The sequence below is a fragment of the Terribacillus jepli genome (assembly GCF_047228925.1).
Taxonomy (GTDB): Bacteria; Bacillota; Bacilli; order Bacillales; family Amphibacillaceae; genus Terribacillus.
In genome coordinates this window covers 73,043-98,868 of the sequence record NZ_JBFEGH010000011.1, presented here as the reverse complement: position 1 = coordinate 98,868, position 25,826 = coordinate 73,043, and the positions used below count along the sequence as shown (strand labels likewise).

General features: G+C 46.0%; 28 protein-coding genes. 1 reads left to right on the top strand and 27 read right to left on the bottom strand.

Features of this window, described 5'->3' with window-relative positions:
- Positions 1-12: 12 nt before the first annotated feature.
- The 8 genes from AB1K91_RS13210 to AB1K91_RS13175 form a co-directional block, all read right to left on the bottom strand.
- A complete protein-coding gene (locus AB1K91_RS13210; RefSeq protein WP_413090387.1) occupies positions 13-687 on the bottom strand; it encodes a hypothetical protein in 675 nt (224 codons plus the stop codon).
- Positions 688-789: 102 nt separating this feature from the next.
- On the bottom strand, positions 790-1,908 hold the full coding sequence (locus AB1K91_RS13205; RefSeq protein ID WP_413090386.1) for an acyltransferase: 1,119 nt from the start codon (positions 1,906-1,908) through the stop codon (positions 790-792).
- 193 nt (positions 1,909-2,101) lie between these two features.
- The gene (locus AB1K91_RS13200) at positions 2,102-2,728 is read right to left on the bottom strand and encodes a hypothetical protein (RefSeq protein WP_413090385.1); all 627 of its coding nucleotides are present in this window, start codon (positions 2,726-2,728) and stop codon (positions 2,102-2,104) included.
- An 87-nt stretch (positions 2,729-2,815) separates the two neighbouring features.
- The gene (locus tag AB1K91_RS13195) at positions 2,816-3,301 is read right to left on the bottom strand and encodes a competence protein ComK (RefSeq protein ID WP_413090384.1); all 486 of its coding nucleotides are present in this window, start codon (positions 3,299-3,301) and stop codon (positions 2,816-2,818) included.
- Between the two features lie 116 nt (positions 3,302-3,417).
- A complete protein-coding gene (gene fabZ, locus AB1K91_RS13190) occupies positions 3,418-3,840 on the bottom strand; it encodes a 3-hydroxyacyl-ACP dehydratase FabZ (RefSeq protein WP_093725183.1) in 423 nt (140 codons plus the stop codon).
- A gap of 262 nt (positions 3,841-4,102) precedes the next feature.
- Positions 4,103-5,044: an ABC transporter substrate-binding protein gene (locus AB1K91_RS13185; RefSeq protein WP_413090383.1), complete on the bottom strand. Its 942-nt coding sequence runs from the start codon at positions 5,042-5,044 to the stop codon at positions 4,103-4,105.
- A 13-nt stretch (positions 5,045-5,057) separates the two neighbouring features.
- Positions 5,058-6,071, bottom strand: coding sequence for a FecCD family ABC transporter permease (locus AB1K91_RS13180; RefSeq protein WP_413090382.1), 1,014 nt, complete (start codon positions 6,069-6,071; stop codon positions 5,058-5,060).
- Positions 6,068-7,081, bottom strand: a complete 1,014-nt coding sequence (locus AB1K91_RS13175) for a FecCD family ABC transporter permease (RefSeq protein ID WP_413090380.1) — start codon at positions 7,079-7,081, stop codon at positions 6,068-6,070. Before AB1K91_RS13175 ends, AB1K91_RS13180 begins: the two co-directional genes overlap by 4 nt.
- 398 nt (positions 7,082-7,479) lie before the next feature.
- On the opposite strand from AB1K91_RS13175, the gene AB1K91_RS13170 reads away from it, so the two are divergent.
- On the top strand, positions 7,480-7,638 hold the full coding sequence (locus tag AB1K91_RS13170) for a lmo0937 family membrane protein (RefSeq protein ID WP_139180824.1): 159 nt from the start codon (positions 7,480-7,482) through the stop codon (positions 7,636-7,638).
- A gap of 36 nt (positions 7,639-7,674) precedes the next feature.
- Here the strand turns inward: AB1K91_RS13170 and AB1K91_RS13165 are convergent, their stop codons facing one another.
- The 19 genes from AB1K91_RS13165 to AB1K91_RS13075 all read right to left on the bottom strand — a co-directional run bounded on the left by AB1K91_RS13165 (position 7,675) and on the right by AB1K91_RS13075 (position 25,668).
- Complete coding sequence (locus tag AB1K91_RS13165; protein ID WP_413090378.1) at positions 7,675-7,941, bottom strand: DNA-directed RNA polymerase subunit beta; 267 nt, start codon at positions 7,939-7,941, stop codon at positions 7,675-7,677.
- 20 nt (positions 7,942-7,961) lie between these two features.
- On the bottom strand, positions 7,962-8,759 hold the full coding sequence (locus AB1K91_RS13160; protein ID WP_093725179.1) for a flagellar hook-basal body protein: 798 nt from the start codon (positions 8,757-8,759) through the stop codon (positions 7,962-7,964).
- Positions 8,760-8,771: 12 nt separating this feature from the next.
- Positions 8,772-9,590, bottom strand: coding sequence for a flagellar hook-basal body protein (locus AB1K91_RS13155; RefSeq protein WP_413090376.1), 819 nt, complete (start codon positions 9,588-9,590; stop codon positions 8,772-8,774).
- Positions 9,591-9,702: 112 nt separating this feature from the next.
- The gene (locus AB1K91_RS13150) at positions 9,703-10,704 is read right to left on the bottom strand and encodes a rod shape-determining protein (protein WP_413090445.1); all 1,002 of its coding nucleotides are present in this window, start codon (positions 10,702-10,704) and stop codon (positions 9,703-9,705) included.
- 179 nt (positions 10,705-10,883) lie between these two features.
- On the bottom strand, positions 10,884-11,153 hold the full coding sequence (spoIIID, locus tag AB1K91_RS13145) for a sporulation transcriptional regulator SpoIIID (protein ID WP_093725173.1): 270 nt from the start codon (positions 11,151-11,153) through the stop codon (positions 10,884-10,886).
- 214 nt (positions 11,154-11,367) lie between these two features.
- A complete protein-coding gene (locus AB1K91_RS13140) occupies positions 11,368-12,435 on the bottom strand; it encodes an AimR family lysis-lysogeny pheromone receptor (protein WP_413090374.1) in 1,068 nt (355 codons plus the stop codon).
- A gap of 226 nt (positions 12,436-12,661) precedes the next feature.
- Positions 12,662-13,579: a stage II sporulation protein SpoIIQ gene (gene spoIIQ / locus AB1K91_RS13135; protein WP_413090373.1), complete on the bottom strand. Its 918-nt coding sequence runs from the start codon at positions 13,577-13,579 to the stop codon at positions 12,662-12,664.
- 76 nt (positions 13,580-13,655) lie between these two features.
- A complete protein-coding gene (gene spoIID / locus AB1K91_RS13130) occupies positions 13,656-14,693 on the bottom strand; it encodes a stage II sporulation protein D (RefSeq protein ID WP_413090372.1) in 1,038 nt (345 codons plus the stop codon).
- Between the two features lie 101 nt (positions 14,694-14,794).
- Positions 14,795-15,682 (bottom strand): C40 family peptidase, encoded by an 888-nt coding sequence (locus AB1K91_RS13125; protein ID WP_413090370.1) that lies wholly within the window; start codon positions 15,680-15,682, stop codon positions 14,795-14,797.
- The gene (locus AB1K91_RS13120) at positions 15,679-16,776 is read right to left on the bottom strand and encodes a mandelate racemase/muconate lactonizing enzyme family protein (RefSeq protein ID WP_413090369.1); all 1,098 of its coding nucleotides are present in this window, start codon (positions 16,774-16,776) and stop codon (positions 15,679-15,681) included. The genes AB1K91_RS13125 and AB1K91_RS13120 overlap by 4 nt, the downstream gene beginning before the upstream one ends.
- Complete coding sequence (locus tag AB1K91_RS13115) at positions 16,773-17,693, bottom strand: S66 peptidase family protein (protein WP_413090367.1); 921 nt, start codon at positions 17,691-17,693, stop codon at positions 16,773-16,775. The genes AB1K91_RS13120 and AB1K91_RS13115 overlap by 4 nt, the downstream gene beginning before the upstream one ends.
- A 77-nt stretch (positions 17,694-17,770) precedes the next feature.
- Complete coding sequence (locus AB1K91_RS13110) at positions 17,771-19,396, bottom strand: peptide ABC transporter substrate-binding protein (protein ID WP_413090365.1); 1,626 nt, start codon at positions 19,394-19,396, stop codon at positions 17,771-17,773.
- Between the two features lie 24 nt (positions 19,397-19,420).
- A complete protein-coding gene (locus AB1K91_RS13105; protein WP_413090363.1) occupies positions 19,421-20,410 on the bottom strand; it encodes an ABC transporter ATP-binding protein in 990 nt (329 codons plus the stop codon).
- A gap of 4 nt (positions 20,411-20,414) precedes the next feature.
- Positions 20,415-21,368, bottom strand: coding sequence for an ABC transporter permease (locus AB1K91_RS13100; RefSeq protein ID WP_413090361.1), 954 nt, complete (start codon positions 21,366-21,368; stop codon positions 20,415-20,417).
- 1 nt (position 21,369) lies between these two features.
- On the bottom strand, positions 21,370-22,305 hold the full coding sequence (locus AB1K91_RS13095; RefSeq protein WP_413090360.1) for an ABC transporter permease: 936 nt from the start codon (positions 22,303-22,305) through the stop codon (positions 21,370-21,372).
- Between the two features lie 13 nt (positions 22,306-22,318).
- Positions 22,319-23,143: a M55 family metallopeptidase gene (locus tag AB1K91_RS13090; RefSeq protein ID WP_413090358.1), complete on the bottom strand. Its 825-nt coding sequence runs from the start codon at positions 23,141-23,143 to the stop codon at positions 22,319-22,321.
- A gap of 165 nt (positions 23,144-23,308) precedes the next feature.
- Positions 23,309-24,616 carry a UDP-N-acetylglucosamine 1-carboxyvinyltransferase gene (gene murA / locus AB1K91_RS13085; protein ID WP_413090357.1) on the bottom strand — a complete coding sequence of 436 codons (1,308 nt, stop codon included), beginning with the start codon at positions 24,614-24,616 and terminating at the stop codon, positions 23,309-23,311.
- Positions 24,617-24,649: 33 nt separating this feature from the next.
- Entirely contained in the window at positions 24,650-25,357 is a 708-nt protein-coding gene (locus AB1K91_RS13080) for a YwmB family TATA-box binding protein (RefSeq protein ID WP_413090356.1), read from the bottom strand.
- Between the two features lie 77 nt (positions 25,358-25,434).
- Complete coding sequence (locus AB1K91_RS13075) at positions 25,435-25,668, bottom strand: DUF1146 family protein (RefSeq protein WP_413090355.1); 234 nt, start codon at positions 25,666-25,668, stop codon at positions 25,435-25,437.
- Positions 25,669-25,826: the final 158 nt, after the last annotated feature.

Below are 25,826 nucleotides of genomic sequence, written 5' to 3'. Positions count from 1 at the left end.
CTTGAAGCCCTCCTATGCGAAGATGAATGCAACAATCTTATTCCCGATACCGCCAAGCAATGTCAGCAAAAGCACATAACAAAGGTAGATCATTCCCACAACCGCCCATACATGCCAGCGTTTTACCGGGAACAGTACAAGCAAGCATCTGGCCTGGAAATACAGGGTGAACATTTGGAACAAAGAAACGGCACCAAACAGGCTGATGACCCAAGGTCTGTCGGTAACTAAATCAGCAAGTACGCCAAGCGAAAACGGCGAACGATCCCATTCCAGACCGGCTGCCGGCAATAAAAGCAGCCAAGAGAGAGCTTCCAGCAGAAAAACTATACTCACGCTCAACTGGATGACAAGCAGCTTTTCATAAGGAATTTCATAAAAAAGATAGAATACGAGCGACACAACAAAAATGACGAGCAATCCAAGTAACAGCCCGGAGATAAGCCGTCCAATGATGAACCAAAACTTGGCGTATTCATATTCCGAGCCTATGTAGCCTGATTTCAATTGATTCAGCGTCTCTGTACCGGCACCCACCCATCCAAGTGCTGTGTAAACGAAGCAAAATGCCAGCAGGATCAGAATCGTCCACCACCAATGGCCGCGAAGCTCCTCCGCTTCCCGCAGCTTGAATAATGTCTCCTTTGGTTTAGTCAGAAGACGGAAAGGATTCGTATGATATGTCATGTTTTGTCATCCTTTTTCTATGTATATAGTAAAAGATTACCGTAACTTATAGAAATTTGCACATATATTTACAATAAAAAAATAGACTGGCAAAACGCCAGTCTATTTGATGAGACTATTACTTGGCCGCAGTGCAGTGCGGGGCTTAGCTTGTCTTGGCACAGTCGGATTGATGAGCTTCCCTTTCGTATATTGCAAGCCCATGTAAGACAGCAGGGACACTGCATATAGAATTGGTGCATATAGAAGACCCCAAGCAAATGTTTGGGTGATGTTCGATTGATCCAGCGCTTGATCGAAGATACTGCGCCATAATGTATGGATCAAATATATGCCGACTACATTCTTCGCAACCATGCTGATATATCGATGCTTTCCGATATGTCGTGCTTTCAAGGTAAACAGTAGCAGCGATACCGTTAAAGGAATTGTGCTGATGAGATATTCTCCTTGCGGCAAGTCCAGCCCGTAATGCAGGATGTAACGTTCCAGCAGTTGTGACGCAAAGCCAGCGACAACAATCATACCGACTGTTCTTGTACGAATTGCTCGTGCTTTCTGGATGATCTGCTTTTCATATAACCCGAAGCATGCTCCAAGTGCTGTATAAAACAGACCAAAGTAAATACCGTTTCTTGTTGTTTCTTCCATTGTGACATGAAAGAGCGGTCCATAGGATTGCCCGAGGAGACCAATCAAATTTAGCAGAAGACCTGCAAGCAATGTAAGCTTGAGGATACGCAGCCTGTAAGCGGCGTAAATGATGATGATCGAAAAAATCAAAGCGAACATGAACCAAAGCTGAAATTGCGTATAAGATATCCCGTCCAATAATGTGCGCCATTGGAAGGTATCCTGAAAGTAAGCTGTCAACTCAGCTTTCTTCTCGTTCATCGTTCCCGTTGAAATAGTTAGCATCTTGATGAAGTCATATATCCAATAAAAAGCGAACCATGCTGCAAGCAGACTGATCAGTTTTCCAGTATAACGTTTGAAATATGCGAATGTGTCATCTGTTCGTTCAAGTTTCATCGCGAATAAATAGCCTGATGCAGCAAAGAAGAATGGGACCGAGAACCGCGCTATTGTGTCAATGATGAATGCCCAAATTTCCCCATTTCCGAATGGGACGGCTGTATCTTGGAATGTATGCGTATGGATACAAACAACGCCGAAGATGGCCAGACATTTGAAGAAGTCGATGGTATAGTTTCTGGTCATTTGCATCTACCTGCTTTCATTTTTTAAAAATCATTTCCCTCTTTTCTCCTTTATATACCCGCGGCATTCCTTGTCGCAATAGCTTTAACAGAACTGTAATGACAACACAAACTGGGTGAAATATGATTACAAACTCTATCCACTAAGTCCTTATTTTTCCCACAAAAAAACACTTACTATTGGAAGTAAGTGCTTAGCTTGTCTGGCTTAGTGCCTGCAACAGCAGATCCAGCTTCTTGGCATGGCTCGGTGCCTCATATCCGGGCTCCTGGAAATACTCATCGAATGCAGCTGCCAATTTTTCGAATCGGCTATCATTCAAAATGGACTGCTGGCATTCGAACAGCTGACTGTATTGCTTGATGTAACGCGTCATTTTCTTGTCGAATCCGCTAAGATGATTAGCTGATGGCATACCCAGGAATGCAGTTCTTGCCGGGTCATATATCGGATAATGGACATTCAATAAATGCAGCATATGGGTTACTTGCGGAAATTGCATCGAAGGATTGCCCCGGCGATTCTTCACTTCATATAATGCCGCTGTCAAAGCGACGATACTAAGCTTGTCCGGCTTGCGAGCAGCTGCTTGAAACAGTTGGAAAAAGGTTTGTTCGAATTCCTCCGTCAAATTCGGATTGACCAAGCCTATGTAATGTCTTAATACATAGCGGAATACCGGATGATGATCAGGCCGCCTTGCCTCCCGCCTTAAAAATGCATCGAGGGCGATATCCTCCCGTCTGATTGATGTAAGAAGCTCATCCTTCTGAAGCAGCAGCTGCTCCAGCAGGTCTGTTCCGGTGTATGTAGTGCGCATAAGACAGGTGTCCTCCTCCACTTGTAAGCTCGTTATGATAGTTTACATGATAACATAACCGCTCCGGCAGAAGAAGCAATTGACAGTTCAGGATAATGATTGACCGATGAAGAAGTGCTCATTGTTCAGCAGTGCGATGACAGTACCAGTCCGTTTATATTGCTGGTCGAAGGAGCGCTCCGATGTTTCCACGAACAAAGCGGTACCATTATAGAAGCTGACTTGAGTGCGACTTTTTGTTTCTTTGTAGGATTGGATGTGATAAAAGGACAGCCAGGCGCAATGGGAATTCGTAGGCGAGGAAGTCGGAAGCATAAAAACACCATGAGCAGGATGCACCGGGATAGGTACCTTCTTATCAGTCCGCAGCAGCCTGCCAATTGCATGCACTCTGCCTTCATAGGAAGAACCATATTGCATACAACTATGATCGATGATGGAAAGAGGCGATTGTTCCACTAAAATTTCTTTATCCGCTTCGAGGACACGTGCTTGATAGATCGGATCATTCAGATGAAGGACAGCAATGGTATTGCGGGTGATGATGTACTGTTCCCTTTTTTCTATTTGCATGATTTCCCCCTCCAATATTGACTTATACAAGACTATATTACTATAAACTTTATTTCCAATATGTAAAGGAGATGTAAAAAATAGTAAAAAAGAACGAAGCATGATGCTTCGCTCATTTATTTGATGGCAAATGTGATTTCCGCTTCGCAAGCAAGTTCCCCGTCCACAGTCGCAGTCGCTTTCCCTTTGCCGACTGGTCCTTTCAGACGGATGATTTCCACTTCCAGCTTCAACGTATCACCTGGTTTTACTTGGCGTTTGAAACGGCATTTGTCGACACCGGCAAGGAAGCCGATCTTTCCTTTGTTCTCTTCTTTCATCAGCATTGCAAATGCACCTGTCTGCGCAAGGGCTTCGATGATCAGGACACCTGGCATTACAGGATAATCAGGGAAGTGGCCTTGGAAGAATGGTTCATTGATCGTTACATTCTTCTTTGCAACAGCGCGTTTTCCCTCTTCTATCTCGGTTATTTGATCCACTAGCAAAAATGGATAGCGATGCGGGATTATTTCTTTGATTTGTTGAACATCATACATAATATGGCGAGCCTCCTGAATGGTTGTCTTTCCTAACGAATTATACCAAAAATCGAATAAAGACGGAAAGGGAGGAATTCAAGGGAATCTCGACTACTTTCATAAAGCGCCTCCATGACTCATTCGTAAAACACCGTTCTAACTTCTAGGATCCCTCCACAGCTTATGAGCACCCCTTGCAGCAGTTACACGAATTCTCGAAACCTTACTAATCACGTCTTTCAATGAAGCATATATAATTGTTATTTCAATTGGAGAGTTATTAGTTAAATAATTTTTTGGCTTCGTCCAGTGCCAGCTTATTCCCTAGTGCCGAGTAATCCAGCCAAGGTTGTTCCTCAATTATATATACACGGTTTGTTTGAACTGCTTTTAACCCTTTCCAAATGGAGCTATTTTCCAAGTCCTTAAAAGCTGCTTTCGCTTCTGATTCACTATTAACCATTAAAAAAATAATATCAGGATCATAATCTGGCAGTACCTCTTTTGATATGACTTCATATGGACGGTTGGGATCCAGCTTTTCTATACCTTTGGCAGGCTGAAGCCCTATATCGTCAAAAAGTAAGGGACCCATGGGACGACCGGTTGAAAATACACGAAGCTCCTTTGCATTTATCCTAATTGCCATTGCTTTTGCATCTTCTCCAACTTTATCTTTAATCAAATTCCCAACTTCTTCAGCTTCATTAGTATATTCTTCAATAAAATTCTTTTCTTCTTCGTCTTTGCCAGTGGCTTTGGCTATCTGGTTGAGATGATCTCTCCATGTTCCTTCATCGAGATTTACAGACTTTGTATCAGCAATCTTTACTAAATCGTCTGTTGCATCAGCAGTTAGTTCTTCATCTATGTAGATAACATCTGGCTTTAATGTAAGAAGGGCTTCTAAATTTACATCTCCTGCTTCCCCTAATTGCTTGGTATCCTTTAGCTTATCTGTGGTATGGGGAAGGTAAGCTTGTGATTTACCGCCAACTACGGAACCTTCAGGAATTATACCAAGGGCAAGCAAATCACTTGTTAAATGAATCGATAATGATGCAATTGTTTTTTCACTATCAGCAGAACTTTCTGTATCAGCCAATTCTGTGTAAGTGAAGTTTTGATTTGTCGAATCTTTTTCTGTCAATTTCTCAGATGCAGAACATGCAGTTAGTAACATAATACTTATCAACAATATAAAAGGTAAATATTTACTCATGGAAATTCCTCTTTCATTTCTTATTTATTTTTAAAAGGTAAAGAAAGTAAGGCGCACCTATTGCAGCACAAAGGACACCGGCAGGCATGCCATTTGGTGAGAACAACACACGTCCTGTAGTATCAGCAGTAAGTAATATTAATATGCCAATAAGTCCTGAAACAGGAAGGATGTGCTGATGTGAACGACCAACGAGCTTTCTGGAAAGATGAGGAGCTATCAAACCTACAAACGCAATTCCTCCAACCATGGAGAAACTAATACTCGACAGAATGATGGAGATTACTAACAGATAAAACCGCTGTCGACTCGTCTTAACCCCTACTCCGATTGCTGTCTCTTCCTTCAATTGAAGCAGATTCAATGTGTTCGCACGGAAGATCAAAATGGGAATCAATATAATTAGAAACGGGATCATTAGCCAAACGTACTTCCATTCGCGGGCCCATACATTTCCAACTAGCCATTGCGCAGCAAATGAATAAGTAGACTCATCTAAGCGAAGAGATAATACAAGCATTAAGGCATGAAAGCCTGCTGATACGGATATCCCGACTAAAAGGACGCGTATTGACATTAGTCCTTTCTGACGGTCGTAAGCAAGCGCCAGTACCAGAATACCTGCTACTAACCCCCCACACATGGAAAAGATAGGGATTAGTGTGATATTTGTATGAAGCGAGTCAAAAATCGCTATAAAAGAGATTAACCCCAATCCTGATCCAGCCTGAATCCCAATCACACTGGTATCAGCCATGGGATTCTTTGTTACGCTTTGCAAGATGGTTCCACTGATACCCAGAGCGAAACCCGCCAGTATTGTTATGATTATCCTTGGCAAGCGAAAATCCAAAAGAATAAGGGAGTTATCCGGAGTACCGAAACCCAAAAGTGTTTGCACTACTTCTATAGGATTCAGGTAAATAGTACCTGACTGCAAGCTAAAGATCAGAATACAAAGTATAAGCATTAACAGAAAAATACATGTCCATATGGTTCTTATTTTGTTGCTGCCAGAAGCTTTCATAGGTTTTTAGTTTCCCTTCTTGCAAGGTACAAGAAAAAGGGCACGCCCACTAGTGCCGCCATTGCTCCGATAGCCACTTCCCTAGGAGGCTGTATTGTCCTTGAAGCCAAATCGGCCATCACTAGAAATACAGCTCCAAGTAATGCCGATAATGGCAGAACATAACGATAATCAGTTCCAACGAAACGTCTAGATATATGTGGAACAACCAGACCGACAAAGCTTACTGCACCGACTGCTGATGCCGATACACCTGCCAGTATAATCGCAATGATAGTAGCCAAAAATTGTGTTCGCCGTACACTACCGCCGAGGTTGATAGCTACTTCTTCCCCTACACTGATCAAGGTAATGGATTTGCTTAATAAAAAGGAAAGCAATATAGCTGGCAATAGGATTGGAATCAGCCATCTCAACTCTTCCCAACCAACACCAGCTATACCGCCTGCAAACCAGAAGGCAATATCTTGGCTAAGATCAAAATATATGGCAATGCCTGAGCTGAGAGAGCTCAAAAGTGCCGTAACTATCATTCCAGCCAGAATTAACCTCATAGGGGTTATCCCCCGAGTCGGATGCCTTGCAAATAAATAGATAATCACGGTAGCAGCAGCTGCTCCTCCAAAAGATAACACTGTCAGCCATCCGTATGATAAAGCTGGGTAGAATGCAAAACAAAGTGATACAACAAAAGTTGCACCAGCATTTATCCCTAAAATACCCGTGTCAGCCAACGGATTACGAGTGATACCTTGCATGATTGCTCCAGCCACACCAAATGCAGCTCCAATCAGCATTGCTCCCCCGACTCGCGGAAACCGAAGTTCTCGAATTATCTGATGTGAAGTATCGCTACTGTCGTAATGTACAAATGATTCAATTACGTCCTTTACTTGAATATCTTTTGCGCCATAAATGACGGCCGACATGGAAGCCACAATCAATATTAAGAAAGCAATAGTAAAGATAATCCAGCAATTCGTTAAAACCTTTTTGTTCACTCTAATCATCCTCATTTTTCACATACATACAACTGATAACGATTATCAATATCAGTGATTATAGTTTAGGTGCATATTTCTGTCAACTCGAGCTGAAATATCGTTAGTATGTCCCTTATAACCATTGCTATAGAGATTGGTTGAACATAAGTTTGGGTACTTACCGAAGAAAGGTACTTTTCCATAAGAGATAATTCCCTTTTCTTGTAGATATGAATAATGCATAGATTTAAAGCCGATACTATAGCCTATTCATCAGGTACACTAATTCTTTTAAGTATTACGTCATCAAAGGCAATTTCACTTTAACTAGTGCCGTTGTGAAGACATATAAGCCTGAAGCTTGTATGTTTAACACGTTTCCGAGTAGGGGTATGGTTCCATAAAAGTGCTGGGAGGTCATTCAAATGCTTAATCTTTTATTATGGATCGGCATCATCATAGTCGCATTCTGGCTCATTGGTGTCATTTTCAATATCCTGGGTGGTATCATCCACATCTTCCTTGTCATCGCTGCCATCCTGTTTGTCATTTATGCAATCAGGAAGAGCAGGGGCAGGAAATAGAAAAAGGCTTGCCCCGTATTCCGGAGCAAGCCTTTTTCAGGACTTCTCGTTGATCAAATCATAGATATGCGTCCATGTATCTCGTTTGAGGACATCCAGTGCATTGCCATCCCCAAGTACTCCATACCCGAACAGCATGCCAAGCATCAGGAAGATAACGAGGATGATCGGCACCACAAGCAAGCGGAGCCAAATCGGAAACAGTCTTCTCCGCTGTTTTTTCTTCGGCGCTTTCTTTCCTTCTGCCTGCTTGTTCTTATCATATTGTTCTTTTGTCTGGAGTTTGGATGCATTACTAGGCATGGTGCTCTGGCTCCTTACTATTATCTTATCTGATTGATGAGACCATTCATCTGGTCACTCATCGAAATCGAACGGGCATTGAATTGATAGGCGCGCTGTGTATTGACCATTGCAGTCATTTGCTCACTTAGATCGACATTCGAGCCTTCCAGGCTGCCTGCCTGCAGTTCGACTTCTTCCGGTGCCAATCTCTGTGCAAGTGCCGGATCATCCAGCTCAAAGGCCGTATCCCCTGTTCGATTCAGTACGCGCGGATTATCGATTGCAGTGATCTCGAGGTTCGCTTCCACTGCAGTTTCTCCATTACGGCCGACAACAATTTCTCCACGGTCATTGATTGTAATACTATCAAAATCAGGCTGTAATGCAATAGGACCATCGGCACCGTTGACAAAATCTCCATCAGCTGTTGTCAGCGCAACTGTTCCGTCCTGCTGCGGCTGGAGATAAAAGTTTCCGGCACGTGTGTAACGCTCTAGTCCGTCCGCGTCTGTAATTGTGAAAAATTGATTGTCATTCACCAATGCAGCATCAAGATTGCGATCTGTCGTCTGGATCGTTCCCATCGTCATGAGCGGGTTCGTACTGCTCATATAAGCACCGGAGCCGATTCGGATGCCGTCGCTTGTGCTTCGGTTGTCGGTATTCGCCTCATCATTGGGCGGATTGTTCAGCTGCTGATAAAGCAAGGAAGAAAAATTGGAGGTTTGCGCCTTATAGCCTGCCGTGCTCGTATTCGCCATATTATTGGCGATCAAATCCAATCGCTGCTGCAGCTGTCCCATCGTTACCGCAGCTTGTGTCATCATTCTGCTCATCTTGCTCCCCCTTTACAGCTTCCCTACTTCATTGACTGCTTTTCCAAGGCTTTCATCATATGCTGTCATGACCTTCTGGTTCATCTCGAACGTCCGGTATGCCTGCATCATGTCGGTCATGGTCTGCTCCATATCAACATTCGAGCCTTCCACTGCTCCCTGCACGATATTGAATGTGGCACCAGCTGTCGCACGGGCATCCGCAACCTGTGCTTCTTCACTTGCGGTATATACATTTTCGCCCTGCTTGTCCAGCAGATTGGCATCCTGTACGTAAGTCAATCCAAGCTGGATGTTTCTTCCATCTGTAAATTGCATCGTGCCATCTGCTGTCATCGTGTATGTCTGATTGTTTGTCTGGATCGGATTCCCGTCGGTATCCAAAAGATAGCTGCCTTGATCATTCGTCAGGAATCCTTCCGCATCAACCGTGAAGTTCCCATTTCGAGTGTACGCTTGTCCGTCGGCTGTTTGGAGGTTGAAGAAAACAGAGCCATTTTCATCCGGATAAGCGCCATCCACCAATGCCGTATCCGTACTGATGCCCGTTTCACGCAAATCTCCTTGCACGAAATTCGGAATCGTCTCTTGTACATACACGCCGGAATTGATGCTCCCGATTTCTTTTGAAACAGAAATATAACGGGATTCAGTGGCCGACATCGACTTGCTCTCCGTCGCTTTCAACAGCATTTCGGGAAATGCCCGCAGCTGGCCTTGATCTGCTTTGTATCCATTCGTATTTGCATTGGCTAAGTTATTGGACAGTACTTCCTGCTTGCGCTGCTGGGCGAGCATACCGGATGCAGCTGTATATAATCCTTTTAGCAATGTGGTGATCCTCCTAAGTAGTCAGATTGCCAATAATCTTGGTTTCTATTACTTATATCGGCAGATTCCTAAACAAATTGAACCTCTTCTGCATACAGAAGAGGTTAATTTCTCAAACTACTTTACGTTTCTCTAGTTTGTCGATATTCTCAAGCATGATGCCAGTGCCTTTTGCAACACAGCCCATCGGATCTTCTGCAATGAAGACAGGCACTTTCAGCTGCTCGGCAAGCAGCTGGTCGATGCCATGCAGCAGCGCACCGCCGCCAGTCAGGATGATACCGCGATCGATGATATCTGCAGACAGCTCTGGAGGTGTCTGTTCCAGTACAGTTCGTGCCGCTTGTACAATCATGGCCACCGATTCACGCAATGCTTCTTCGATTTCTTCCGAATGGACAGTTATGGTGCGCGGAAGACCGCTCACCATATCCCGGCCGCGGATATCGATGGATTCCTGACGTGATCCTTGGAAAACAGTCGCAATCTCGATCTTGATATTCTCAGCTGTGCGTTCCCCGATCAACAGCTTGTATTTGCGTTTGATATACTGCAGGATTTCTGCATCGAACTTATCCCCCGCCATGCGGATGGATTGCGCAGTCACGATATCGCCCATTGAAAGTACAGCAACATCTGTTGTGCCTCCGCCGATATCGACGACCATATTACCGCTTGGCTGGAAAATTTCCATCCCTGCACCGATTGCAGCAATTTTTGGTTCTTCCTCCAAATATACTTTCTTACCGCCGGATTTTTCCGCCGCTTCCCTGATTGCTTTTTGTTCGACTTTCGTGATGTTCGTCGGGCAGCAAATCAGCATACGCGGTTTTGATAGAAAACCTTTTACATTGATCTTGTTGATGAAATAGCGAAGCATCGCTTCTGTCACATCAAAATCAGCAATTACGCCATCCTTCAGCGGACGAATCGCTTCAATATTGCCAGGTGTTCTGCCTACCATGCGTCGTGCTTCTTCCCCTACTTCCAGTACATTCCCTGTATTCCTGTCCATCGCGACAACGGATGGTTCATTCAGGACGATTCCTTTTCCTTTTACATGTATTAGTACGTTTGCCGTACCGAGGTCAATTCCTATATCTCGTGCCAATATCCTCAGATCCTCCCTGTAAAGATAGAACTTTGTCGCATCCGTTCGAGAACATAATGCTACTTATTTTATAGTTTAGCACAAAACATGGAGAATAGTAGCAATTTGTGAAAGAAAAGAAGGATAAAAGTAGGAATACTGGAAAGTGAATGGACATATTTTTACAGGATGAAAGTTGTGTTTCAGACCGGTGCGTCGGTATTTGTTTCCAATTTATACTTCAGTTTGGTCGCTTCCCCGCCCCTCAGATGACGGATCGCTTTGTGATAATCGAGGATTTCCTTCACTTCATTGGCCAAATCGGGATTGATTTCCGGCAGTCTTTCTGTAAGATCCTTATGCACGGTACTCTTGGACACACCGAATTCCTTTGCAATGACGCGTACTGTCTTTTTCGTCTCCACAATGTGCTTTCCTATGCGCACCGTGCGCTCCTTGATATAATCATGCACAGCCCATGCCTCCTTAAGTTGACGGTTCTTGATGTTCATGAGACAAGATGAGAAGCGATGAAGTAATCCGGATATGTACTTTTCTTTTGCAAGTCATAGCTGTTTGGGCATCTGCAGCATTGAGCGCTTCACACTCGTTCCCTTCAAACACTTGCTTTGGTTTGTAACATCTTATTAGCTGTACCTTTGTTTTATTCCATAAAAAAAGCCTCCGCTAAATAGTGGAGGGTCTGTTGTTATCAATTTTTTGAATGGCGTACATGGGTAAACGGGAAAAGTAGAAGTCTTTATGCCTGCGGATGAATAGATGATAGGATGCTACTAAATAATCCTTGTTTTGATGGATCAATCCATAGAAGTATTTATAGAAAGCGGTCTGTTTTTCAGGTTTCCACTTAGGATATCGCTTTTTTGCATTCTCGATCTCGCCAAGCTGGTATTCAATATAAGCGAGGGCATGCGGGTCATCCGTCAGATACGCATGCGGAATACCGAAATGAGCAGCCACGATCGGCAAGACTTGTCTATCGAGCAATTGGGCAAGACATGTTATATGATACTGTTTCGCCATTTTGCTGCCTTCCGCCAGATGGGAGAAGCTTGCTATCTTGTCATCAAAAAGAAATGTCAGTCCCATCTTGTAATGCTGCACGGCACGCTGGCCTGGTAGATATGTATGATGGAGGATATTCCTGCTATGTTTCCTGGCAAGGATCAATTCGTTCCGCTTCCAATGATACTGGAACAACAGCTTGTCCATCCGGACAGTCATCATCATTCGCAGAAAATAGTCTTTGATGAAGATGATCGTTTCTTGCAATTCGTCCAAATAGTTTCCGATAGCATGGTAATCGTGACAGTGAAAATGCTGATAGATCCTGCCGATCAAAATCAATGCCTTTGCTTCGGGAAAATCAGCTTGATGGCGGTTGATTTGCCTTTCAAATTCATCACCCGGCAGCTTGTACGCCTGATATTGAATGATCAGTTCATATAAACGAGCATATGATCTGTTTCGATGATGCAAGGAATGTTTATTCCTTTCGATCATCAGTTGAAGCTCTTTCTCATAATAATTCATCCCGAGAAAATCCATTGACGCAAGCATCACTTCGGAAGATCCGGATTGTACACAGAAACTCGCGGCCAGGTCTGTTACCTGCTTCACCTCATGACTTGTCTCCACTAGTTGTATGAATGACCAAAGATCTGTCATCCGGCTTGTTGTAGCCGAGAGCTTGCCCAAGTCAGTTGCTTCCTTACGCAAACTTGATAAATTCAACGTTCCTTTCTCCTCTCACATTTCCCAATCTTACCTACAAGGAATCACTTGACTTCGACTTTCATCTTGTGCTTTGCACCATTTCATTATTCCATCTTTTCAGATAATTTCAAGCGGTTTCAGGATGGATTCGTTCGACAAATTCTTAGGTTTCCTGCTCATATTGTTGGACTGCTTTATGCCTAAAAAAACAAAAAACACTCCTGTTTCGGAGTGTTTTTGTCGATCAAGTCTGAGCTTGGGAGGAAGATGAAGTTGCTTCATCCTCTGGCTGCTCATCTTGTTCAGGAGATTTTTCTTCATCTGATGTTTCCGGTGTTTCTTCGGAATCATCCGCTTCTTCCTTTGGAGCAGTGCCGGCGTCAGCATTATCCTCTGCCGGAGCATCTGTCTCCTCTTGTTCCTTCTGGCTGCTTGTATCCGCTGCTTCTTCCTGCACTGCTTCTGTTTCCTCTTTCGCTTCCTTAAGCTTGCTTACCGGTTGGTTGAAGAAGCTTTCCGGGTTTACAGCTGTATCGCCATTGCGCACTTCAAAGTGCAGATGCGTCGCTTTGTCTTTTGCAAATAGACTTTGTCCGGCTGTTGCCAAGACATCCCCTTGCTTCACTTCTTGCCCAACTTCCACTTTCACATCTTCCAGACTAGCATAATACGTTGTAACCCCATTGCTATGTTCCATCTGGACAACGTTCCCATGCAGGGCATCTTCCTTCACTTCTGTCACGGTACCGCTCAAAGCTGCCAGGACATCGAAAGCTCCGCCATCTGCTGCAGCGTAATCCACTCCGGTGCTTTGATAGTATTTGTTGTCGTAGAGTACGAGTGCATTCTCTTGGGATTCGCTGTCGGCTTTGTGATCATAGAATTTTGTTACGACTGTCGCTTCTGCATCTTCTGCTACAGGAGCTTTCACAACTTCATCTTGTTCTGCAACAGGTGTAGCCTCTTCATCTCCATTGAAGCCTAGGGAATCGAAGATACTTTTATCTTCTTCTGCCTGCTCTGGCTCGTTCGTACCGCTTTGGTACCACAATACCGCAGTTAAAAGCAAAGCGGAAATACCAAGATACAATGCTGGGAAAAACCATTTTTTACGGAAAAGACGTTTCCACTTGGATTTTGAAACGCTATTTTTTTCCTTCATAGATCATCACCTCTGCAACCATTGTGGTCACAAAGATAGATTCCTATACATGCATTGGGCGAAAATTTTTCCTACCTCATTTTGATACCAGTTTCGCGCCTTCTGCCGGCAGTTTATCAATCTCCGTATCTGTATAATAGTATGTCAGGATATCTTTGTACGATTTCCCTTCGCCAGCCATGCCATTGGCACCATATTGACTCATGCCGACTCCATGACCATATCCCTTCGTCTCGAAAATCAAATGATCATCTTTCAGAGATAAGGTGAAATCTGTCGATTGGAGTCCAAGTTTCTCCCTGATTTCCCTGCCGGTGAACTGTTGGCCGCCAAGTTCCACTTCAGCCACACGCTGACTATCGTTTCGTTTCAGCTCACCCGGCAGTTTGTTCGGATCGATTTCCACTCCGAGGAGCTTTTCTGCTTCAGCAATTCCGATCACTTTCTGATCTGCGAATTTCGGCGATTGCTTATCCCATGGACTTTCCACTGACTTCAAATATGGAAGCGGATTTTCCCAATAGTCTTCTGCATTTTCCGTGTACCCATTGCTGGTGGAGAAAAAGGAAGGTGTAATCGGTTCCCCGTCGTAAGTAATGATCTCCCCGCTTGTTCCTTCCACAGCCTTCATCAATTTGGTCATCTTATCATCATAGTCTTTTCCCCATGCTTGACGGAGTTCGTCTTCATTCTTATATACTTGGTCACTTGTCGTATCAGATACCTCGATCGCTTCCGGGTTTTCTGATTGATGATCTTCCATATAACGCACCACATATGTCCGGGCTGCGACAGCTTGCGCTTTCAATGCCTCGAGCTCGAATTCCGCAGGCATCTCGGATGCAACCACACGCGTCACATATGTCTCGAGCGGTACCGTTTCAACTGTATTGCTTGCTGTACGGCTCACTTCCACCGCTACACTAGCTGTTTCCTTGACCTCTTTTTCCTGTTCCATCGCTGTTGCCGTCCTCTCCGTTCCGCCGGGGTCTATAAATGGTACTACAATCAATGTCGGGAGCGCCACGATGACAGCGAATAAACAGACAATCAGCATACTGATGATTACTTGGGACTTGAGGCGTCGTTTTGTGCTTGGCTTCTTTTTGAGCATAGAGGACCTCCTTATCAGCTGGTCTACTCTTTACTCTATGTTTCTTCCATGGATTGCTAGAACATCTGACCATAAAAAAATAGAGTGCCCGAGGCACTCTATCAGCTCCAATATCTCCGGATGGCACAAAGTTCTATTTCATAAACCGTATCAGCCAAATCCAGTATTTCGATTTGTTTCCCCGTTTTCGGTGCATGCAGCATTTGCCCATTTCCATAATAGAAGCCGACATGGTGGATGCGTCCTTTTCCTTCTTCATAAGCGAAAAACAGTAAGTCACCGGGCTTTGCTTGATCCAAAGCTATCGATTTCCCCTTCAAAGCCTGTGCACTGGCATCCCGCGGAATGGTATACCCGCCTGCCAGATGCATATTGTAAGCAAAACCGGAACAGTCATAGCCCCAGCTGCTCATGCCGCCCCATAAGTAGTCCAACCCGATGAATTTTTCTGCACAGGCAATCAATTCCGCTCCACTTTTTTGGCGATTAGTCCATAGGTTGCTTTCGGACTTGGATACCCGCCCCGGACCGAGTGGCGTCAAAACGGTGAAGGCTGTTCCTGATTCACCGGCAAATGGAAGTCTTGTAAGGAAACTGAGCGGAATACTTTTCCCCGTCTCTTCTAAAATGAGCGTACTGTGCTTTGCCCGTACTTCCACCATGCGATCGATCTTAGGAAGAGGAGCTGCCAGCTGCGAGGCCGGAATCCATCCTGGATAGCCTTTTACTTCTTTTGGTGTGGACTGGGAAGGAACCACTACTTTGATCCAGCCATTTTTTTGCTCCACTTCCCATACTGTCGTCCCGAACAGCACTTGGGATTGAAGCAGATTGTTTTCATGAAGCTCCAAACGGTCGGAATGAGTCAGCTCGTGCACCCATCGTGATGGATCGGCTGGATTGGATACAATCGACATATCGACTTGCCTGACTGAATCTGGATTTGTCCACAGATTCGCAACGGAAACAGCAATTACATGTTCTTTCATATCACTAATTCCCCCAGGGCGTCCACAGCCAGGATACCGAGTCCAGGCGATTCATTGAGCAAAAGTCTGCAGCCTTCATAGCGGACGCCGCCTGTTACGATATCTTCCCGCAGCATGAGTGGCGCATCAAAGTCGACCCGGGTAATATGCATTTGGCTGGCAGCCAGATGCGCTGCTGCACTGATACCTATTCGTGATTCGATCATACAGCCTACCATGCACTCCACTCCATAGACCTTGGCAATACGAGCGATATCCAATGCCGGCTGAATGCCGCCTGCTTTCATCAATTTGATGTTGAGCAAGTCCGCAGCACGCATCTCCAACAGCCTTAGAGCATCCTGCGGGGAAAATAAGCTTTCGTCTGCCATGATCGGGGTTTGGACATGGTTTGTCACATACTGCAGCCCCTTTACGTCAGCGGCTGCGACAGGCTGTTCCACAAGCTCGATGTCCAAACCGAGGTCCTCCATCCTGCTGATGGCGCGGACTGCGGTTTTGGCATCCCAGCCTTGGTTCGCATCAAGCCGGAGCGTGATATTAGAGCCAACTGCCTCCCGGACTGCTTGAAGCCGCTTCATATCCTTGTCTATATCATCCTTGCCGACTTTTATTTTTAAGGTTTGGAACCCTGTCTTTACATATCCCGCTGCATCCGAGGCCATTTCCTCCGGACTATTTACGCTCACAGTATAGTCCGTCTCCAATGTATCCCTGACACCGCCAAGGAACTGATATAACGGCAAACCAGCATGCTGGGCAATACAATCATGCAAGGCCATATCCACTGCCGCCTTGGCACTTGTATTGCCGATGAGGCACTGCTGGAGCTTTCCGAACAGCACATCCCGTTCCAGCACCGACATGCCAACGATGGCTGGTTCAATGACTGCCTTGACAGCATACCGGATGCTTGCCAGGCTGTCCCCAGTTATGACATGTGTCGGAGGAGCTTCCCCCCAGCCAATCAAGCCGTCATCTGTTGTCACTTTCACAACAATGGATTCTGCCATTGTCACGGTTCGAAGTGCGGTCTTGAAGGCTTTTTTCAGCGGCACAGCTGACTGATACACATCTATCCTGGCAATCTTCATGTAATCACTCCAGCCTGCACACGCAATGTTTTCGTCTCGGTATCCATCGTTGCTTCCGAACCAAGCGGAACAGTGACATTCGGGTTGCAGTGGCCGATGCGGAAGCCCTTCATGATGGGGACATCAAGATCCGTGAAATAATCAACCAGTACTTGATCAAATGACAGCGACGTTTCCGGATCTTCTGCATCACAACCGGTGAAATCCCCGATAAGGATGCCTTCCACTTGCTCAAGCTTGCCCGCTTGCCTCAGCTGGTTCAGCATACCGTCAATCCGATACGGCTGTTCCCCAATGTCCTCCAGCAACAGCAGCTTACCCTTTGTATCAATTTCATCCGGTGTACCGAGCGTGCTTGTCAGTAAAGATAAATTCCCTCCTACCAAAGGTCCCGCAGCCTTCCCATGGATAATGACCTCCAGCGGAGATATAGCGGTCGTATAGACGACATCCTGCGGCAGGAAGAACTGCTGCAGCAGATCATAACTCAATTTGGCAAAGTCGGATTCCCCCATGTCGGAAGCCACCATGGGACCATGAAAGGTGACAAGACCTGTCCGCTGCCTTATCGCTGTATGTAAATAGGTTATATCGCTGTATCCAAGCAGCACTTTCGGCTTTTGTTTGATGACGTCATAATCGAGTAATTCGACTATCCGACCAGAACCATAGCCGCCTCTGGCACATATGATCCCTTTTACTTCGTCATCTTTGAACATAGCATTCAAATCCGCAGCTCGATCAGTGTCAGTGCCGGCAAGATAGCCATATTTATCATACACATGCTTTCCCAGCTTCACGCGAAGTCCCAGTGCTTCCACAATCTTGATCCCCTGCTCGAGCTCCTCTCGTTTAACCGGCCCTGCCGGTGCGACAATCCCGATTGTATCTCCTTTTTTCCATACAGATGCCTTCATAAATATCTCCTCCTAGTCTATATGTATGGGATGACAGACGGAAGAGAAGTGGCTCTCGCCACTTCTCTTCCTCTGCTTTATTCAATATCCGCCCATTTCAGCTCCAAGTAGCCGACTGGGTGCATGATGACATTTTTCACATTCGTCTTTTGCAAGTACACATGCTGGTAGAAGTGAAGCGGTACGATCGGCATTTCATCCATCAAGATTTTCTCCGCTTCCATCAGCATCTCAAAACGCTTCGCCTCATCGGTTTGCGTTTTCGAGTCAGCAATCAGCTTATCGTATTCTTCATTGGACCAGCCTGTACGGTTGGATGAGGATTCCGTTGTAAAGCTTTCCAGGAAGTTAACAGGGTCGCCATAGTCCGCTAGGAAAGAGCCACGGAAAAGCTGGTAGACTAGCTTCGTCTGCTCTTCGCTGAATACACTCGATTCAACTGTCTGCAGCTCGACATCTACACCTAGGTTCTCCGACAGCATACTCTGTACACCTTCAGCCAATCTCTCATTCTCTGTATTGGTACCATACGTCAAGGTCACAGCCGGCAGTTCATCCCAGCCTTCTTCAGCCATGCCTTCTTCCAGCAGCTTCTTCGCTTCAGCTGGATCATCTTGGACCAAGTCCCCATTCTCTTCACGGAAATCGCCGCCATCCGGTGTCTCGAAGCCATATGGTACGAAACCGCGAGCAGGCTGTTCTCCAATACCGCGGACAAACTCGACGATATCATCGCGGTTCATTGCCATGGCAAATGCTTTACGGATTTTTTCATTCGTGAATGGTTCTTTCTGTACATTGAAGCGGAGGAACTGATCGCCTGCCTGTACTTCGGTTACCAATTCATCACTTTCCATCAGTTCCTTTGCATTATCAGCTGGGATGGACGATCTGTCCAAGTCACCGCTCTGATACATTTGATACTCTGTATTCCGATCGGCAACCATCGCCCAGTTCACTTGATCAAGCTTCACAGTGTCAGCATCCCAGTATTCAGGGTTTTTGACCATGACCAGCTCCTTGTCATGCGACCAGCTGTCGATCTTGAATGGACCGTTGCTCACATATGTGTCAGCTTCGGCAAACCATTCCGGATTTTCTTCTGCTACTTTTTCATTGACTGGAAAGAACGCAGGGTTGGTCAACAGGTTCAGGAAGTATCCAGTTGGTGCTGTAAGTGTCACCTTGAATGTCTTTTCATCGACTGCTTCAATAGCAACATCATCCGCACTTCCTTCTCCGCTGTTATACGCTTCCGCTCCTTCGATCACATATGCCAGGAATGCCGGCTGATAAGCTTGTTCAGGATCAAGCATATGCTTCCATGCGTAGACGAAGTCATTGGCTGTCACATCATCACCGTTAGACCATTTGGCATCTTCGCGAAGATGGAATGTATACTCCTTGCCGTCTTCACTTATATCCCAATTTTCGGCGATTGCTGCTTGCGGCTGATGGCTTTCGTCAAGGCGAGTCAGCCCTTCCATCAAGTTATTGACCATTACCCAAGATACGCTATCAAAGCCTTCGGGTGGATCAAGGGATGTAGGCTCCTGCCCGTTATTCAGGCGCAGGACTTTCTTGTCTTCCCCGTCCTCCCCATCACCGCTGCCGCCGGCACTGTTATTCGCAGTACACGCAGAAAGCAAAAGCACCAACGCAGCAAGACAAGCGACAATGGATAATTTCCAGTTTCTTTTCATCTCTTTTCCCCCTTTTAAATTTGATCAGACTGGCTGCCTTTTGGCACGTGCATCTTGCAGCCAGCATTCCACTTGATGCGAATCGGAAAGATGGCTGGTGACCGGATGGACATTCGCACAAACTTGCATCGCATGGGCACAGCGCGCTGTAAACGGGCAGCCTTGCGGCGGTGCGAACAGATCCGGCGGCGTTCCATCGATCGGCTGCAAAATATCGTCATTCATATCGAGCCGCGGTACCGATTGCAGCAGACCGATCGTATACGGATGCTGCGGATGATAGAAAATATCGTCCTTGTTACCAGTCTCGACGATCTTACCGCCGTACATGACAGCAACACGATCCGCTACGCGGGCAACAACCCCAAGATCATGTGTGACAAGGATGATCGATACACCTGTCTTATCCTGGATCTCCTTGAAAAGCTCCATGATTTGAGCCTGGATGGTCACATCAAGTGCCGTCGTCGGTTCGTCGGCAATGAGCAGATCCGGTTCACAAATCAATGCCATGGCAATGACGATCCGCTGCCGCATCCCGCCGCTGAATTGATGCGGGTACTGCTTGAGCCGGCTTTTTGGATTGGGGATGCCGACAAGCTGAAGCATTTCCAGCGCCTTTGCCTTTGCTTCTGCCTTGCTTATCGACGCGTGCTGTTTCAATCCTTCCGTCAACTGATCACCGATCGTCAAGGTCGGATTGAGCGCCGTCATCGGATCTTGGAAAATCATCGATATATCGACACCACGTATTGCCCGCATCTCCTTTTTGGTTGTTTGTACCAAATCCCTGCCTTTGAAATGAATCGACCCTTGGACGATCTTTCCTGATGGTGTTGGGATGAGCTGCATGATACTGTTGCTCGTCACACTCTTCCCGCTGCCCGATTCCCCCACAATCGCCAGTGTCTCTCCTTTATTCAAATACAAGTTCACGCCTCTGACAGCCTGAACGGTACCGCCGTATGTCGAGAAATGGACATGCAAGTCTTTAATTTCTAGTATTTTTTCCATTCTGTCACCTCCTCAGCTTCGGATCGAATGCATCCCGTAAGCCATCACCCAGTACATTGAAGGCAAACATCGTCAAACTGATGAACAATGCCGGGAAGAATAACAGCCACCAATCTCCGGAGAGAATCGCAGACAGACCATCATTGGCCATCGATCCCCAGCTGGCATTCGGCGCCTGTATACCAAGTCCTAAAAAGCTGAGGAACGCTTCAGCGAAGATTGCCGATGGAACAGTCAGCGTGATCTGTACGATGATCGGTCCCATCGTATTCGGCAGCAAATTCTTGCGGATGATTCGACCAGTGCTTGCACCTAATGTCTTGGAAGCAAGCACATATTCATGATTGCGCAGCTGCATCACTTGTCCGCGGACGATCCTGGCCATCCCGATCCAGCCGGTGATCGTCAGTGCCACGATGATCGTGAATAGACTAGGCCCCATGACCACAAGCAGCAAAATGACGACAAGCAGATGAGGGAGTCCGTAAAGTATCTCGATGATGCGCATCATGATGCTATCCGTACGTCCGCCTTTGTAGCCGGCTACACCCCCATATATAATCCCGATAAAGAAATCGATCAAGGCAGCAGCAACTCCGACAAACAACGAAACGCGTGCCCCATGCCAGAGCCGGGTGAACACATCGCGCCCTAGGTTATCGGTGCCGAACCAGTGAGCAGCAGATGGCGCTAGATTCTGGTTGGCAAGCGCTCCTTCCGAAATGGAATAAGGCGAGAAAATCGGCGCAAAGATAGCCGCCAAGATAAGCACAATCAAAAAGAATAACCCTGTTATTGCCAAGCGGTTCTGCTTCAATCGCAGCCAGGCATCCTTGTAAAAGGACAGACTCGGCCGGGATACTTCTTCCGCTTTTTTCAAATCCTTCTCGATTGGCTGGAACCATTCATCCGGAATTTGCTGGGCCACCGTCTCGATCGGTCTATTCGGATGTTCCATATCAGCTGCCTCCTTTCTTATGCAGCTTGATTCTTGGATCCAGGATGCTGTATACCACATCTACCAAGAAGAGCATGAAGATGAGAAAGGCACTGTAAAATACAGTCGTTCCCATGATGACCGGGTAATCCCGGTTATTAATGCTCTCAACAAAGTACTTTCCCATGCCAGGGATGGCGAATATGCGCTCGATGACGAATGTACCTGTCAAAATGGCGGCCACCAATGTTCCAAGAATGGTTACTACCGGCATCAATGCATTTCGCAAAGCATGCTTGATGACAATCTTAGCCGGCGATAATCCCTTTGCCCTTGCAGTTTTAATATAATCCTGTGTCAGCACTTCCAGCATACTGGACCTAGTCAGCCGGGCAATGATTGCCGTAGGTCCCGTCGCTAAAGCGATGATCGGCATGATCATATGCATCGGGGAAGACCAGGTCGCCGCCGGCAGCAGCTGCAGATTGACCGCCAGCTGCTGAATCAGCAAGGTTGCCAAGATGAAGTTCGGTATCGAAATGCCCAATACTGCCAATGTCATCGCAATATAATCGATGATGCCGTTATGCTTCAGCGCAGCCAGCACACCTAAGGTAATTCCAGAAATAAGTGCAATCGTAATTGTCCACATACCAAGCTCCGCCGATATCGGAAACCCGCGGCCAAGCAGATCATTTACGGTTTCGGTCGGCTGCTTGATGGAAGGGCCGAAATCGAAAGTCGCCAATGATTTGATCCAGATGCCATATTGGACGATCATCGGCTCATCCAGATGGTAATGTGCATTCAAATTCTCCTGGACAGCTTCACTCGTACTCCGATCCTGAGTCGTGAACGGGTTTCCCGGGATGCTGTGCATCAGTATGAATGTCAAGGTAGCGATTACGAGGATGGTCGCAATCATGATCAAAAAACGACGAATCAGATATAATGCCATAAGCTCCTCACTCCTAACTGAAGGTCGTATGCATCGCTAGCTCCGTCATGACGAGCATGGCGCGATACGCTTCGATGATGTCTTTGGCAGGAAAAGCGACAATGGTCGTGCCCGGCTCCAGATAAGTACCTGGCATCAGCTGGGCCCATTCCGCTTGTCCATAGTTGGTGAATTCAATTCGCAGGACTATTTCTTCAGGCGGGACGAGCGGTTCCGCCACGGATACTTTTCCCATCGCTTCTTTCACCTTCTCCCGAAGAAGTTTCCCTGCCTTCTTTGGTGTCAGTGTCAGGACAGCCGAGCGGGACAATGTTTGTTTGACCGGGACTGTTACGACTTGCGGGATGAGCTGCTCGGCTTCCAAGCACGCTTGATCATCACCTGCGACCAATAAGACCGGGACACCGTAATGACCAGCAACATACGCATTGAATCCGAGCTCTCCGATTGGTTCATCATTCAAGAAGAAATTACGGACTCCATGGATCATACTGTGTGACATAACTCCGAATTGACCTGCTCGTGCATGGTAGCCGGAAAACATCGCTCCCGAAAATGATGCATCCAGGCTTTGCATCATTGAAAGCGGTTTCACTTCACCGGATATCAAATAAGCCTCTTCATGTAATTCCTCCACCAATAGATTATTCATCTTAGAGTGGCTGTCGTTGACAAGGACGTATTCTGCACCGGCATCCATGGCTGCTTGGATGATGTCATTCGTTTCTGCAGTCATTATCCGTCTTGCCCGTTCATAATTATGTTTCGAACTATCCACATATGTATGGTCCGGTAAACCTACGATTCCTTCCATGTCTACCGATAGGTAAATTTTCATCCTATCCCCTCTCCCGAACTTTTCTATATTAGGTGAATTTTCAAAATAATTATAGCATAGCCCTAATCGGTTAGGAAGAAGAATTACCATTTTGTAGGTGAGATCTTCTTACAAACGGTTAAAAAAATAAGCCCCTTTTTAGTAAAGGAGCTTATCTGTTTTCGTTTAATAAGTTGTTGTTTCTTCCATTGCGGCAGCTGCTTCTTCGAACACTTCATCATTCACACGTTCGATATCTGCGCCAAGCGCTTCCAGTTTGCCATGGAAATTCACATAGCCGCGATCCAGATGCTTCAACTCCGTTACACGCGTATAACCATCTGCAATCAGTCCTGCCAGAATGAGAGCTGCTCCAGCACGCAAATCTGTTGCTGCTACTTCAGCGCCTTGCAAATCTGTCGGACCTTCCATGATCACACTGCGGCCTTCGATTTTGATCTTTGCATTCATGCGGCGGAATTCCTCCACATGCATGAAACGGTTTTCGAATACCGTTTCAGTAATGATGCTAGTACCTTCAGCACATAACATCAAAGCCATCATCTGCGATTGCATATCTGTCGGGAATCCTGGATGAGGCAGTGTTTTTACATCTGTCGCAGTCAACTTCCCAGGTCCTATGACACGAATGCCATTCGCTTCTTCTTTAATGATGACACCCATTTCTTCCATCTTGGAAACAACAGCACGCACATGTTCAATCTCGATGCCTTCAATCAGGACATCGCCTTGCGTGATTGCAGCTGCAACCATGAAAGTACCAGCTTCGATACGGTCGGCAATCATTGTATGCTCAGCGCCAGTCAACTCTTCGACGCCTTCGATGCGGATTGTTTCCGTACCGGCACCCACGATTTTAGCACCCATCTTGTTCAGATAGTTTGCTAAATCGACAATCTCAGGCTCTTTCGCACAGTTCTCCAAGATGGTCGTTCCTTCAGCTAATGCAGCTGCTGTGATGATGTTCTCCGTCGCACCTACACTAGGTACGTCCAGATATATTTTAGCGCCCTGCAGGCGTCCTTCTGTACGTAATTCAACAAAACCATTGCCTACTTGCACACTGGCACCCATCGCTTCGAAACCTTTCAGGTGCTGATCAATCGGTCGGGAACCGATTGCACAGCCGCCGGGAAGTGCAACTTTCGCATGACCGAAACGTGCCAATAATGGGCCTAAAACCAATACAGACGCCCGCATCTTCCGAACGTATTCGAAAGGTGCTTCCGTCGTCATCTCTTTAGTGGCATCGACAGTGATCGCTCCATTATCGAATGCTACCTCCGCACCCATGCTGCGCAATACTTCATTAATCGTAAATACATCGGCTAAAGCCGGGACATTATGAATAACACTTTTTCCTTTACTAGCAACTATACTTGCTGCGATGACAGGCAGTACGGCATTCTTCGCGCCTTCGACCTTAACAGATCCCTTAAGCTGCCTTCCACCACGGACGATGATTTTTTCCAAGTTTCATTCTCCTCCGCGTCCAATTTCACTATATTAATATTCAGTCGTTATGATAGGCGTTCCTACAGTTACGGTTGATTGCCCATTCCCATCATGCAGCGCAAGCTGGATATTCATGTTGTCTGCTAAGGGACGGCTGGCTTGCAATTGTGTTGTGTGCCCTGTTGTTGTAGTGTAAACGTTATCTTGCATATTCGTTAGTGGTTGAACATCTAATTTTTCCATGACATTCTGAAACAAAATACCACCGCTTATTTTATCACCGAAACCCGCTTTGAGACAAGCGAATTTTGTCGCATCCTGTGTGAAAAATCGCAATTGGGCATCAGTTGTCAAGTCTTGGACATAACGGTGTACCTTATCCGTCCAATCCGAACCGGAAATGGTATAGATGAGTTCAGCCTGGTATTCCTTATCTGTAGGTACTACCAACAATATACGTTCGTCAATGGTCTGTTGTTTATGGGGGGTATGTACCACAAATTTAGAAGCATTATCTGTTTTTTGTTCGGAACTATCGCCCATTTTATTGAGTTCCGATAAATACGTATCAACATCGTCCCGGGAAATTGTTTCGCGCATCATGATTTCAAATGAAATCAGTTCTGTCCCTTCACTGTTCAGTACCGAGTACATGCGATTCAAATCATCTGATACATCTGTTCTTCCCGCCCCCTGCGATTGCAAACCATTGCCGACCAGCATAATGACTACTACGATTAAAGCAAGATAATGTTTCATTTTCTTTCTCCCCTGTCCGTTCATTTTAGAAACAGTATGAACACGGGGAAGCAAGATTATACGTTTCTGCTAGATTACTAGAATAGATAATGGAGCTGTTTTGTCCAGCTGACCAATTGAAGGAAAGCATTGCTGACACTCGTCCCTATCACAATGGTCAGGAAGATGATCAGCATCCGTGCTTCGAAGACTTTTCCTTTCTTTATCAAAGCATCTACATTGACCCCCATCAAAATACGCCAAGTAATCGCCATGAACGCAACATGGGAAGCTATCCCAAGCAGCGCGTCCTGCCCTAATACAGCAAACATAACTTACACTCCTTTTTGGATAAGCAGATACATGCTGCTTCAGACATGTAATACTCCGTTATCCTAAATTCCGTTTCATTAAACGCTTATCCTTCAAATTATAACGGCATTTGCCATTGTCCGCCATCATTATTGCCCAGGAAATGATGCAGAAAAAA